Here is a 12,429-nt window from a genome sequence, read left to right as displayed (position 1 = left end):
GGCAGGCGTCAGGGGGGCTTCGAGCGGGCGCGCCGCGGCGCGGGTGACGGGGCCGCCGCCGGTGGTTCACCCGCCAGAAAGGACTGCACCAGCGTGATGATGCGTTCGGCCGTGGGCGACAGGCTGCGCCGGGCACGGTGGATCACGCTATATGTCAGCGGGCCCGAGGCCGGGTAGGGCAGCGGCAAGGCCGCGAGCGTTCCCTGATCCAGCTCCGCCGCGATGGCCTCGCGCGTACAGAACAGCACCACATCGCTGCCGACCGCTACGTCGCGCAGCGTGCTGACGCTGTCGCACTCGAAGGCGATGGGCAATTCGTCCGGTCCACTCACCTGGTACAGCTTGGCCAGGTATTCCCGAGCACGCTGCGGCAGGTCGGTGGCCGCCAGTCGGTATTGCGACAGCGCGGTGCGCAGTTTGGGCTTGCGCACCGATTGCAATGGGTGTCCCGCGCGCACGAACAGGCCGCCATGTTGCGGCGGCAGCGCGCGCACGGTGAAGTCCGACGGCGGCGGCAGACTGTGCGTCACGGCGACGGCAAAATCCAGCTTGTCCTGCAGCAGCTTGTCCAGCAGGCGCTGCCAGCTTTCGATCTCGACGTGCACGCTCAGGCCGGGATGCTCGCGCGCCAGGCGCACCAGCAGCGGCGACAGGAATCCTGCCGCCGGGAATGCCCCCACGCCGAAATTGACGCGTCCGGTGTCGTGGCCCCTCATCAATTCGGCCTCGCGCCGAAGGGCGAGCACGTCGCCCAGGATGCGGCGCGAACGATCGAGAACCATTTTTCCCGCCTGCGTCGGCGTGACGCCGATGGACGCGCGGTCCACCAGCACCAGTCCCAGCGTTTCCTCCAACGCCTGGATGCTGCGCGTCAAGGCCGACTGCGTCAGATGCAGTCGCTGGGCCGCCCGAGAGAAATGCCGTTCTTCGGCAAGGACGGAAAAGTGCTGGAGCGAACGTATCGTCAGGCCCATGTATTTTTCTCATCGGGAATGCGCCAAATATGCATTTGATTCGGGTCAATTGCAAGACTAAAACAGCTTGACCACGGGTGCCGGCGACACGTCTGTAGCACCCGGGAAAACCACCATACAGAGCGCTGCGCGGCCTCGCGACACGCCAACCTCGCAGGAGGAGACAACATGAACCAGAAGCCGATTTTTTCTCTGGCGGGCTGGAGCGCCGCCGCCGCGCTGAGCATGCTGGCCTGTACCGCGGCGGTCGCGGCGCCTTCCCCGCAGCCTGACGCCTGGCCGGCGGCCGGCAAACCGATACGTATGGTCGTGCCGTTCCCGGCGGGCTCGGGGTCGGACTCGCTGGCGCGCATGCTGGCGGCCAAGGTCACGCAGCAAACCGGCGCGTCCGTCATCATCGACAACAAGCCCGGGGCTGGCACGATGATCGGCGCGCAGGACGTGGCGCGCGCCAAGCCGGACGGGTACACGCTGCTGTACACCATCGTCGTCACGCACACGCAGAACCCGCACCTGTACAAAAAGCTGCCGTACGACCCGGTCAAGGACTTCACGCCGGTCCTGCAGGCGGTGCGCTCGGCCACGGTGCTGGTGGCCAACAACAATGCGCCGTTCTCCACCACGGCGGAACTGATTGCCTACGCCAAGGCGCACCCCGGCAAGCTCAACTACGCCTCGTACAGCCTTGGGTCGACCTCGCACCTGAACGGCGAGATCCTGAAGATGAAGACCGGAACGGACATCGTCCACGTGCCCTACAAGGGCACCGCCGACGCCAGCCGCGCACTGCTGGCAGGCGACGTGCAGGTGTACTTCGACGGCACGGCCACGGCTGTGGAAAACGCCCGCGCGGGCAAGGTCAAGCTGTTGGGACCCGCCACGGACCGTCGCCTGAGCGTGCTGCCAGAGCTGCCCACGCTGGAAGAGCAGGGTATCGAGGGGCTGAACATCGTGGGCTGGCAAGGCATCTTCGGCCCCGGCGACATGCCGCCCGCGCTGGCGGAAAAAGTGGCCCAGGTATTCCGCGCGGCCCTGGAATCCACGGAGGTCACGCAGACCATCTTGTCGCAGGGCAACGAGGTCAGCGGTGCGGGGCCGAAGGAATTCGCCACCATCGTCCAGCGCGACAGCGCGCGATGGGGCGATGTGATCCGCCGGATCGGACTGGTGCTGGAGTAGCGCGCAGCAGACGCGCGTAGCAGGCGCGCGTAGCAGACGCGCGTAGCTGACACCCAATGAGCGGGCCGGCAGGGCCCTTCGGAGAACGCAATGCATGATGTGGTGATACGTGGCGGCACGATCGTGGACGGTTCGGGCGCGGACGCCTATGTGGGCGACGTCGCCATCGATGGCGGCCGGGTCGTGCAGGCGGGCGGCAAGGCCGGGTCGGGACGGCGCGAGATCGACGCGCAAGGCGCACTGGTCACGCCGGGGTGGGTGGATATCCATACCCATTACGACGGGCAGGCAACCTGGGATCCGTACCTCAGCCCGTCTACCTGGCATGGCGTCACGACCGCCATCATGGGCAATTGCGGCGTGGGCTTTGCGCCCGTCAAGCCGGACCGCCGCGAATGGCTGATCAAGGTGATGGAAGGCGTCGAAGACATCCCGGGGTCCGTGCTGTCCGAAGGCATCGAATGGGACTGGGAGACGTTTCCCGAATACCTGGATGCGCTGGACCGGCGGCCGAAGGCGTTGGACATCGGCGCGCAGATTCCGCACAGCGCGGTGCGCGCCTATGTAATGGGCGACCGCGCCATCCACCACGACGAGGCGTCGCCCGCGGACCTGCTGGCGATGCGCGAGGTCGTGCGCGCGGCCCTGCAGGCGGGGGCGGTGGGCTTTTCCACGTCGCGCACGTTCCTGCACAAGTACGACGAACGCAAATATCCGCCAGGCACCTTCGCCACCGGCGAAGAAATCAGCGCGCTGGGCTCGGTGATGGGCGAGGTCGGCCATGGGGTGTTCCAGATGACGGCCAACCATCCCGCGATGGAAGGCGAGATCCCGTGGCTGGAACAACTGGCCCGCCACAACCGCCTGCCGGTGCTGTTCAACCTGCAGCAGACGGATGGCGCGCCGGACGTGTGGAAGCAGATCGTGCGGACGCTGGACAAGGCGCGCGACGAAGGCGTGCCGCTCATGGCCGGCATCAGTGGCCGCCCGCTGGGCATTCTGTTCTCGTGGCAGAGCTCGTTGCATCCCTTCATTGCGCATCCAACCTATCAGCCCCTGCACGCGCTGCCCATCGAGGAGAAGCTTGCGCGACTGCGCGATCCGCAGACGCGCAAGCAAATCATGAACGAACAGCGCGGCCTGCTGGACCGCCGGGCCGAGACCCTGTTCAGCAGCTTCCACAAGATCTACCGGCTGGGCCAGGATCCCGATTACGAACCCCTGCCCGAAGACAGCGTGGCGGCGATGGCGGCGCGCACCGGACGCCCGCCGTTGGAACTGGTGTACGACCTGATGCTGGAAAACGATGGCCGGGCGATCCTGTACTACCCGTCCTTCAACTACTCCTACGAAAACCTCGACCACCTGCATCAGCTCATGCAGCACGCCAACACGGTCAACAGCCTGTCTGACGGCGGCGCGCATTGCGGGTATATCTGTGACGTCAGCATGCCCACCTTCATGCTCAGCCACTGGACCCGCGACCGCCGCCGTGGCCCCCTGTTGCCGCTGGAGCTCGTCGTGCGCCGGCAGACCCGCGATACGGCGATGGTGTACGGCCTGCATGACCGTGGACTGCTGCAGCCCGGGTACAAGGCCGACGTCAACGTCATCGACCCGGACGCGCTGAAGGTGCATTGCCCGGAGATGGTGTTCGACCTGCCGGGGGGCGGGCGCAGGCTGGTGCAGCGCGCCGACGGCTACGCGGCGACCCTGGTGAACGGCGTGCCCATCTTCATGCAGGGCGAGGCCACCGGGGACCTGCCGGGCAGGCTTTTGCGGGGGGCGAAGGCGCAGCCCGCCTGATCATCCGGGCATACCCGAATATATTTGCGCTGGCGATTAATCCGCCGGAATTTCTCATTTGTTGTGCAGGATTTCACTCCCTATGATCGGCAGGGTTGCTTCATCCGCAACCCAAAAAATCAAGGGGAAAACAATGAGAAAGTGGAAACTGGCCGGCGCGGCCGTCGCCGTGCTGTCGGCCTTTGCATCGACGGCGATCGCCGACACTGTGGCCTATCCGAAAGGCCCGGTCACGCTGGTCGTGCCGTTTGCGCCGGGCGGGTCGACGGACGTGATCGGACGGCTGCTGGCCGAACGGCTGGCCGTGGCGCTGAAGCAGCCCGTGGTGGTGGAAAACCGCTCGGGCGCTGGCGGCAACATCGGCGCCGCCATGGTGGCCAAGGCCCAGCCCGACGGCCAGACGCTGCTCTTCGGCACCACGGGCATCCTGGCCATCAACGAATTCCTGTACAGCAACCCCGGCTACAAGGCCGACCGGGACCTGCGCCCGGTGGCGTACACCGCCTCCATCAGCAATGTGCTGATCGTGAACAAGGACCTGCCGGTGTCCAGCGTGGCCGACCTGATCAAGCTGGCCAAGGCCAATCCGGGCAAGTATTCCTTCGCGTCGTCGGGGGCGGGCAGTTCCACCCATCTGTCGGGTGAACTTTTCAAGAGCATGGCGGGCGTTGACCTGATGCACGTGCCGTACAAGGGCAGCGGCCAGGCGCTGGTCGACCTGGTTGGCGGGCAGATCAACATGATCTTCGACAACGCGCCGTCCGCCGTGCCGCTGGCCCAGTCCGGCAAGGTCAAGGCCCTGGCCGTCACCAGCGCGACCCCGCTGTCCGTCCTGCCCGGCGTGCCGCCGCTGGACGAGGCCGGGCTGAAGGGCTACGAGTCCCTGTCCTGGACGGGCGTGGTCGCGCCCGCCGGCACGCCGCAGCCTGTCGTGGACAAGCTGAACAAGGAACTCAACGCCATCCTGGCCGACGAGAGCGTGCGCAAGAAGCTCACCGAACTGGGCGCCCAGGCCACGGGCGGCACGCCCCAGGACTTCACCACCCACATCGAAGCCGAGCGCGCCAAGTGGGGCAAGCTGGTGAAGGAAGCAAAGATCGCGGCGCAGTAGGTGCGCTGGTGCCATAGGTAAGTGTCTGACACCCGCAAGCGACAGTCTGCCCGCTGAGACCGTGCCTCATGGGTGTCAGACACCGTGCGCGTCATTCACGCGGAGTTCTTTTCCGTCTGCCGCGCCTTCCCATCCTTGCGCCCCAGCACCCGGACGCCCGCCGGCACGGGCTTTTCGCTGATCACGTCCCGCATGTACTGCAAAAACAGCTCGGAACTGGCCGACAGGGACCGCAGCCGGCGGGTGATCAGGCAGACCTCGCGCGATAGCCGGGGCGAGCTCAGTTCCCGGAACACGAACGGTCCCGGCTCGGCCCCTTTGCCGGCCGCCGGCGGGGCGATCGAGCTGGCGGCCAGCGCCGGCAGGATGGAATAGCGTCCGCCGCCCCGCAGCACGGCGTGCAGCGACGACGTCCGCGAGACCTCGTCGTGCTGCTGTTCAAAGAACCCCGCCTTGCCCGCGTGCGCGCGCAGGAACGCGCCAATGCCGGTGTCTTCTGTAAAGCCCACATATTCCGCGGGGTCCAGGTCGGCCCATTTCAACGGACGCGAGCCTTGCGCATACGCGTACGACGACGCGCAGATCACCCCGTACCGGTCTTCGAACAGCGGCGTGTAGACCAGTTCATCAATGCCATGATGCGACGTGGAGATCGCGAAATCGATGTCGCCGTTGGCGATCATCTTCTCGACCTGTTCCGATCCGGCGTCGTGCAGGGAAAACGTGATCTTCGGATACGCCTGGCGGAACGCGGCGATCGCATCGCCCAGAAAATAGTTGGTGACCGACGCCACCACCGCGATCCGGACATGGCCCTGACGGCCTTGCGACAACGCTTCCAGGTCGCTCAGCGCGCCATCGAACTGGCTGAGGATGCGCTCGGCCTCGGCCTTGAAGCGCGCGGCCTCCGGCGTCATCACCACGCGGCGCGTGCTGCGGTCAAAGAGCTTTACGCCCACCGCCTCCTCGAACTGCTGGATCGTGGCCGTCAGCGAAGACTGCGTCAGGAAGAGCTGCGACGCTGCCACGGTGAAGGAACCCGTGTTGGCCACCGCCACGAAACTGCGGAAGTGGCGCAGCGTGATGTTGCGATTCATCGTCTAGCTCCGGAACGCGCCCTGCGCGGATATATCGGAAAAAACGAATAATAAGCAAAAATCAACAATTTGTAGTGAAGAAAATGCCGTCCTAGAATTTCCCTCGGGCTGGCGCGGCGTGCGCCGCCGTCTATCGCAAGAAAGAGGGAGCGTAACGATGAGCAGTGCCGGCGTTTTACAGATCGAGTCGATGCGGGACCGGTGCTCGGCCGCGGAATGGCAGGCGCGCGTGGATCTGGCCGCCTGCTACCGGCTGGTGAACCTGTACGGCATGTCGGACATGATGGCCAACCACATCTCGGCGCGCGTGCCGGACGAAGACGGCGCATTCCTCATCAACGCCTACGGCATGATGTACGAAGAAATCACCGCGTCCAGCCTGATCAAGGTGGATCATGCCGGCGCGGTCCTGTCCAAGCCGGACTTCGGCGACCTGGGCTATGGCGTCAACAAGGCCGGCTACGTGATCCACAGCGCGATCCACGCCGCGCGTCCCGAGGTGGCCTGCGTCATCCACACGCATAGCTGGGCGTCCATGGCCGTTTCCGCGCAGGAATGCGGCCTCTTGCCCATCACGCAGACCGCCATGCGTTTCCTGAAGGTCGGCTATCACGACTACCAGGGCGTCGTGCTTGACCTGGCCGAGCAGGAATCCCTGATCGCCGACCTGGGCACGGGCGAAGCCCTGATCCTGCGCAACCACGGCGCGCTGACGGTGGGCAACAGCGTGGGTGAAGCCTTCAACTGGATGCACAGGCTGGAACTGGCCTGCCGCTCGCAGTTGGCGGCCATGGCGGCGAACTCGCCGCTGGCACGCGTGGCCGATCCGGTCCTGCAGGAAACCTGGAACAACTACCAGCCCGGCACGCGCCGCCCCTACGGCGTGATGGAATGGCCGGCGCTGCTGCGTAAGCTGGACCGCATGGATCCCTCTTTCCGCACCTAGGACGCCGACATGACGACACAACGACCCTTACGCATCCTGATGTCCGACCAGACGCAAACCCGACTCGGCGACGCGGTCGCCGACGTGCTGGGCGGGCGCGCCTACGAACCCGTCATCGCGGCTCAGCAGCACGGCAATGAACCCGGCGACGTCGACGTGGCGTTCATCTCGCGCGATATCACCGGCCTGTCGACCAAGCACCGCGTGCTGGAGCCGCTGGAGTCTTTCTACGTATCCCTGCGCAATTCGCCCCGGCTGGCCTGGGTGCACGCGCACTCCGCGGGCGCCGACCGGCCCATCTTCGGCGAACTGAAGGAACGCGGCGTGCGCGTGACCACGTCGTCGGGCGCGAACGGCCAGGTGGTGGCGCAGACGGCCTTGGCCGGGATCCTGGCGCTGGCCCGCGAATTCCCGCGCATGTTCGACGCCCAGCGCGCGCGGACCTGGACGCCGCTGATCGGCGGCCTGCTGCCGCGCGACCTGGCGGGCCAGACGGCGGTGATCGTGGGCTGGGGCCCGATCGGCCGGCAACTCGCCGGATACCTGCAAATGCTGGGGCTGAACGTGATCGCCGTGCGCAGCGCGGCGGCGCCGGACGCGGATGGCGTCGAAACCCACGCCTTCGAAGACCTGGCGCAGATCGCCGGCCGCGCCGACTGGCTGGTGCTGGCCTGCCCGCTCAGCGATCGCACGCGCGGCCTGGTCGACGCCCGGGTGCTGGCGCGCATGGCCCCGCACGCCCGGCTGATCAACGTGGCGCGCGGCGAGGTCGTCGTCGAACGCGACCTGATCGACGCACTGCGCGCCCAGTCGCTGGCCGGCGCCTACCTGGACGTATTCGAGCACGAGCCCCTGGACGGCGAATCGCCGCTGTGGAATCTGCCCAACGTCATCGTCACCCCGCATTCCGCTGGCCATTCCGACGGCAACGAGGCCCGGGTCGATCGCATCTTCCTGGACTACCTGCGCGAATGGCGGCAGTGATCCTGTCTTGAAGCCGGGCGCCCGGCCACGAATCCAAAACCTCGGACATCACCTCTTAGGAACTCCCATGCTCCAGACCGCCGCGCGCATCCAGCGCATCAAACCCTCGCCCAGTTCCATGGCCGGCCAGCGCGCGCGCGAACTGCGCGCCACCGGTCGCGACATCGTCGCGCTGACGGCGGGCGAGCCCGACTTCGACACGCCGGACAACGTCACGCAGGCCGTCATACGCGCCATGGCGCAGTCGCGCACCAAGTACACGGACGTGGGCGGCACGCCCGAGCTCAAGGCCGCCATCCGCGAGAAATTCCGCCGCGACAACGGCCTGGACTACGCGGCCGGCGAAATCATCGTGGGCAACGGCGGCAAACAGATCATCTTCAATGCGCTGCTGTCCACGGTCGAAGAAGGCGACGAGGTCATCGTGCCCACGCCGTACTGGGTGTCCTATCCCGACATCGTCCTGCTGGCGGGCGGCACGCCGGTGTTCGTGGCCTGCCCGCCGAAGGAAGGCTTCAAGCTGCAGCCCGCCGACCTGGAAAAGGCCATCACGCCGCGCACCCGCTGGCTGATCCTGAACGGCCCCAACAATCCCAGTGGCGCGGCCTATACGCGCGAAGAACTGAAGGCGCTGGCCGAGGTGCTGCTGCGTTACCCGCACGTCTGGCTGATGACGGACGACATCTACGAACACATTCTGTACGACGGCCGGCAATTCGCCACGATGGCGCAGGTGGAGCCCGAGCTCAAGGCCCGCACGCTGACCATCAATGGCGTTTCCAAGGCCTACGCCATGACCGGCTGGCGCATCGGCTACGGCGCGGCCCCGGCGCCGCTGATCAAGGCGATGACCAAGCTGCAGTCGCAGAGCACGTCCAACCCGTCGTCGATCAGCCAGGCAGCGGCACAAGAAGCCTTGTCCGGGCCGCAGGGCTTCATCGCCGAGCGCACCGCCATCTTCCAGGACCGTCGCGACATGATCGTCTCCAGCCTGAACCGGATCGACGGCATCACCTGCCACGTGCCGGAAGGCGCGTTCTATGTGTTCCCGTCGTGCGAAGGGCTGCTGGGCAGGACGACGCCGACAGGGAACATACTGAAGACCGACGAGGACTTCATCATGTACCTGCTGGATGAGGAGAACCTGGCGGTGCTGCAAGGAGCCGCGTATGGCGTGTCGCCGTTCTTCCGGATTTCCTATGCGGCGTCGATGGACCAGCTGGAAGAGGGCTGCGCGCGGATCAAGCGGGCCTGCGCGAAGCTGGGCTGAAACGCGCGTTGTGGGGGGCGGCGTTCACCACAGGCTGGTGACGGTGCCGCCCGAGATCGCGACCGTTGCTTCCTTGCAGCGTTCGCGCAGGTCCTCGCACAGGGCCTGCAGGCTGCTGGAAGAAAACTGGGTGGCAAACCCCACTGCGCTGACCGCCATGATGGGGCGTCGGCTGGAGTCGAGGATGGGCGACGAGACGGTGACGACACCTTTTACGTAGTTGCCGTGGTCGACGGCATATCCGTTGTGCCGGACCTCTTCGACTTCGCGCATGTAGGTCTCGAAGCTGGGTCCGTCCTCCCAGCGCAGTTCGCTGAGCTTGCTGCGCAATTGGACGGCGCTCAGCCCCGAATGGGCTGCCATGCAACGGCCCAGTGCGGCGATGTACATGGGAAGCCGCTGTCCGATGCTCATGTGGATGCGCATGGCGGAGCCGCTGTCCGCCAGGTCCACCAGCACCACCCGGTCGCCCCGCGATCTTTGCCACAGCGTCGTCGTGATGTTGTGGCGTTCAGCCAGTTCCTGCAGGTGCGGGCGCATCAGCCGCACGTAGGACGCCTTTTCCAGAGACCCCTTGGCCAGTTCGACCAGCCCCAGGCTCATGCTGTAGGTCTTGGTTGGTTCGTCGAACGTCACCAGACGTTCATGGACCAAGGTCTTGAGAAGGTTGAAACAGGTGCTGGCGTTCAGGCCCAGATCCTTGGCAATGCGCGTCACGCCGTGCGGGGTCGATGCACTGGCCAGATAGCGCAGGATTCTAAGGCCCGCGCTGAGGGCTCCCACCAGTTTCTCCGGAGGAGTGGGCTCGTTCGAGGTTGGAGAAGCGTGTTCCATTCTGATAGGGGGCGATCGGCCTTGGGGGGATTCTTGGAGGCTGTTTAGTGTAAGTCAGGCATCGCCCGGACGGTCTGCCGGGTGGGCATGCGCAGCGGGGTTACCGCGGAGCGAGCGGCGTGATCAATGCGTCCAGTGCCCAGGCCCGAGAGCCTCGTATCGCCAACGGGTTGATTTCCAGTTCACGCAGCGGCTGGGTCAGGAACCAGTCGCAGAGGGCGGAAATGCGGGCGGCCAGCGCGTGGATGTCGACGCCGGGGCGTCCGCGGAAGCCTTGGAGGAGCCTGGCGCAACGCAGGTTCAGCATGAGGGACGCGATGTCGTCGGCCGTGGCGGGAAGCAACAGGCTGGCCGCATCCGGGTCCAGTTCGGCCTCGACGCCGCCGCGAGCCAGGGTAAGCACGGGACCGAACCGCGCGTCGCGGCGCAGGCCAAGCAGCAGTTCATGATCGAACGGCAGCATCTGTTCGACGAGCACCCCTTGCGTGGCCAGCTTCAGTTCGCGGCCCAGCGCATGCAGCCGCTGCACCGCGGTCTGCAGCGCCCCGGCATCCTGGATGCGCAGGATCACGCCACCCGCATCGCTTTTGTGCAGCAGTTCGGCAGACTGCAGTTTTGCGACAACCGGGTAGGGCAGGTCCACGGGACAGGCATCGCCGTCGCGCAGCATCCAGCCGCAGGGGATTTCGACCGCGGCTTGCGCTTCCAGCAGCCGCTTTCCGTCCGCCTCGGACAGCGCAGGCATGCAATCCCCGGCCGCGCCAGCGCCGTCGGGGATGTCCTGGGCGGGTCGCTGCGCGATCCGCTGGTGGGCCGTGCGCAGCCCCAGGCAGCGCGCCATGGACTGGGTCGCCTGCGGGATATCCAGGAACACGGGGATGCCCGCAGCTTCCAGTGCGTGGATGCTGCTGTCCATCGCACCCACCCAGATCACGATGATGGGGCAGTGCACTTCCCGGCGGGCCTGCGATAGCGCGTGCACGAAGGCGTCGGCGATGCTGTGCATCATGCCGATGAACAGCACGATGCCATGGATGTCGCGATCGGTCGCCAGCGCCTGCATGGCGCGGCTGATCATGGGGGTGTCCTGTAGCACATTGCCGGTGATGTCGAGCGGGTTGCTGGGATGCACGAAGCCCGGCAGGACGGGCACCAGCGCCTGCGCGACTTCGGCCTTGAGCGCGGGAAGTTGCAGGTGCAGGGACTCGCAGGCATCCGCAATCAGCACGCCGGCGCCGCCGGAGACCGACATTACCGCCAGTCTGGGGCCCAGGGGGGCGGCATCGTGCAGCAGCAGGCGCGCCGCGTCCATCATTTCGGTCAGGCTTTGCACGCGCAGGGCTCCGTACTGTCCCAGGCAGGCGTCGTACAGCGCGTCGTCGCCGGCCAAGGCGCCGGTATGCGACGCCGCCGCAGCAGCGCCCGCGCTGGAACTGCCCGCCTTGATCGCGATCACCGCCTTGCCCGCTCGTGCGGCGCGGTCCAGCGCTGCGCGGAAAGCATCAGTACGGCGGATGTCCTCGATATAGAGGCCGATCACCCGGGTGTCGGGGTCGGCAACGAGGTAGTCGATGGCTTCGGCGGCATCCACGTCGCATTCGTTGCCGGTGGTGATCCATTGGCTGAACCCGATACCGCTGCGCAGCACGATATCCATCCAGTAAGCGCCCAGCGCGCCGCTCTGGCTGACGAACGAGAAACCGCCCTGCCGGACCGCGTGACTTTCCAGCGCGGTGGTGAATGTCGCGATCAGCCCGGAGCGGCTGTTGGCGACGCCCAGGCAATTCGGGCCGACGATCGCCACGTCATGCTCGCGGGCCAGTCGGGTCAATTGCGCCTGCAGGGCGCGGCCTGCCTCGTCCAATTCGGCGAATCCGGACGAGAACACCACAAAGGCCTTAATGCCTGCCTCAATTCCTTCGCGGATGGCGCCTTCCACCAGATGGGCGGCGGTGCCCACGATGGCCAGGTCCACCGGCTTGCCGATCGCCGCGAGGTTCGGGTAGCAGCGCAGGCCCTGCACCAGTTCCCGCCCCGGATTCACGGGGTAGATATCGCCCTGATAGCCCCGCGCCAGCATATAGGCGATGGGGCGCCCGGAGATCTTTGCGGGATCCGCGCTGGCGCCCACGACTGCCACGCTGCGGGCATTGAGCAGGCTTTCTAAGCGGTGCGCGGTACGGTCTGGGGCCATCGATGACATTGAGTTCACCTGAATATTATTCTGC

General features: G+C 66.3%; 10 protein-coding genes. 6 read left to right on the top strand and 4 right to left on the bottom strand.

Annotation, left to right across the window (positions count from 1 at the left end):
* Window positions 1-8: 8 nt before the first annotated feature.
* Complete coding sequence (locus tag RT614_RS24570; RefSeq protein ID WP_313624783.1) at window positions 9-974, bottom strand: LysR family transcriptional regulator; 966 nt, start codon at window positions 972-974, stop codon at window positions 9-11.
* A gap of 168 nt (window positions 975-1,142) precedes the next feature.
* Here RT614_RS24570 and RT614_RS24565 point away from each other — a divergent pair, with 168 nt between their 5' ends.
* From RT614_RS24565 to RT614_RS24555, 3 genes are all read left to right on the top strand, one after another.
* On the top strand, window positions 1,143-2,153 hold the full coding sequence (locus RT614_RS24565) for a tripartite tricarboxylate transporter substrate binding protein (RefSeq protein WP_313624782.1): 1,011 nt from the start codon (window positions 1,143-1,145) through the stop codon (window positions 2,151-2,153).
* 90 nt (window positions 2,154-2,243) lie between these two features.
* On the top strand, window positions 2,244-3,959 hold the full coding sequence (locus RT614_RS24560) for an amidohydrolase family protein (protein WP_313624781.1): 1,716 nt from the start codon (window positions 2,244-2,246) through the stop codon (window positions 3,957-3,959).
* A 133-nt stretch (window positions 3,960-4,092) separates the two neighbouring features.
* Window positions 4,093-5,070 carry a tripartite tricarboxylate transporter substrate binding protein gene (locus RT614_RS24555; protein WP_313624780.1) on the top strand — a complete coding sequence of 326 codons (978 nt, stop codon included), beginning with the start codon at window positions 4,093-4,095 and terminating at the stop codon, window positions 5,068-5,070.
* Window positions 5,071-5,165: 95 nt separating this feature from the next.
* Here RT614_RS24555 and RT614_RS24550 read toward each other — a convergent pair whose 3' ends face one another.
* A complete protein-coding gene (locus RT614_RS24550) occupies window positions 5,166-6,167 on the bottom strand; it encodes a LysR family transcriptional regulator (protein WP_313624779.1) in 1,002 nt (333 codons plus the stop codon).
* A 157-nt stretch (window positions 6,168-6,324) separates the two neighbouring features.
* Between RT614_RS24550 and RT614_RS24545 the strand changes: the two genes are divergently transcribed.
* The 3 genes from RT614_RS24545 to RT614_RS24535 all read left to right on the top strand — a co-directional run bounded on the left by RT614_RS24545 (window position 6,325) and on the right by RT614_RS24535 (window position 9,367).
* Window positions 6,325-7,113 (top strand): class II aldolase/adducin family protein, encoded by a 789-nt coding sequence (locus RT614_RS24545; RefSeq protein WP_313624778.1) that lies wholly within the window; start codon window positions 6,325-6,327, stop codon window positions 7,111-7,113.
* 9 nt (window positions 7,114-7,122) lie between these two features.
* Window positions 7,123-8,097: a D-2-hydroxyacid dehydrogenase gene (locus RT614_RS24540; protein ID WP_313624777.1), complete on the top strand. Its 975-nt coding sequence runs from the start codon at window positions 7,123-7,125 to the stop codon at window positions 8,095-8,097.
* 67 nt (window positions 8,098-8,164) lie between these two features.
* The gene (locus tag RT614_RS24535) at window positions 8,165-9,367 is read left to right on the top strand and encodes a pyridoxal phosphate-dependent aminotransferase (protein WP_313624776.1); all 1,203 of its coding nucleotides are present in this window, start codon (window positions 8,165-8,167) and stop codon (window positions 9,365-9,367) included.
* 24 nt (window positions 9,368-9,391) lie between these two features.
* Here RT614_RS24535 and RT614_RS24530 read toward each other — a convergent pair whose 3' ends face one another.
* Complete coding sequence (locus tag RT614_RS24530) at window positions 9,392-10,201, bottom strand: IclR family transcriptional regulator (protein ID WP_313624775.1); 810 nt, start codon at window positions 10,199-10,201, stop codon at window positions 9,392-9,394.
* A 100-nt stretch (window positions 10,202-10,301) separates the two neighbouring features.
* A complete protein-coding gene (locus tag RT614_RS24525) occupies window positions 10,302-12,404 on the bottom strand; it encodes an acetate--CoA ligase family protein (protein ID WP_313624774.1) in 2,103 nt (700 codons plus the stop codon).
* Window positions 12,405-12,429 lie beyond the last annotated feature (25 nt).

It is taken from the genome of Achromobacter sp. (assembly GCF_032102605.1).
GTDB lineage: Bacteria > Pseudomonadota > Gammaproteobacteria > Burkholderiales > Burkholderiaceae_B > Achromobacter.
Note: the sequence above shows the minus strand (reverse complement) of the source record. Positions and strands in the feature narration are given on the sequence as shown.

Bases quoted from the DNA above. Each gene is read 5' to 3' on its own strand.
- RT614_RS24570 (WP_313624783.1), bottom strand. From the start codon at position 974: ATGGGCCTGACGATACGTTCGCTCCAGCACTTTTCCGTCCTTGCCGAA.
- RT614_RS24565 (WP_313624782.1), top strand. From the start codon at position 1,143: ATGAACCAGAAGCCGATTTTTTCTCTGGCGGGCTGGAGCGCCGCCGCC.
- RT614_RS24560 (WP_313624781.1), top strand. From the start codon at position 2,244: ATGCATGATGTGGTGATACGTGGCGGCACGATCGTGGACGGTTCGGGC.
- RT614_RS24555 (WP_313624780.1), top strand. From the start codon at position 4,093: ATGAGAAAGTGGAAACTGGCCGGCGCGGCCGTCGCCGTGCTGTCGGCC.
- RT614_RS24550 (WP_313624779.1), bottom strand. From the start codon at position 6,167: ATGAATCGCAACATCACGCTGCGCCACTTCCGCAGTTTCGTGGCGGTG.
- RT614_RS24545 (WP_313624778.1), top strand. From the start codon at position 6,325: ATGAGCAGTGCCGGCGTTTTACAGATCGAGTCGATGCGGGACCGGTGC.
- RT614_RS24540 (WP_313624777.1), top strand. From the start codon at position 7,123: ATGACGACACAACGACCCTTACGCATCCTGATGTCCGACCAGACGCAA.
- RT614_RS24535 (WP_313624776.1), top strand. From the start codon at position 8,165: ATGCTCCAGACCGCCGCGCGCATCCAGCGCATCAAACCCTCGCCCAGT.
- RT614_RS24530 (WP_313624775.1), bottom strand. From the start codon at position 10,201: ATGGAACACGCTTCTCCAACCTCGAACGAGCCCACTCCTCCGGAGAAA.
- RT614_RS24525 (WP_313624774.1), bottom strand. From the start codon at position 12,404: ATGTCATCGATGGCCCCAGACCGTACCGCGCACCGCTTAGAAAGCCTG.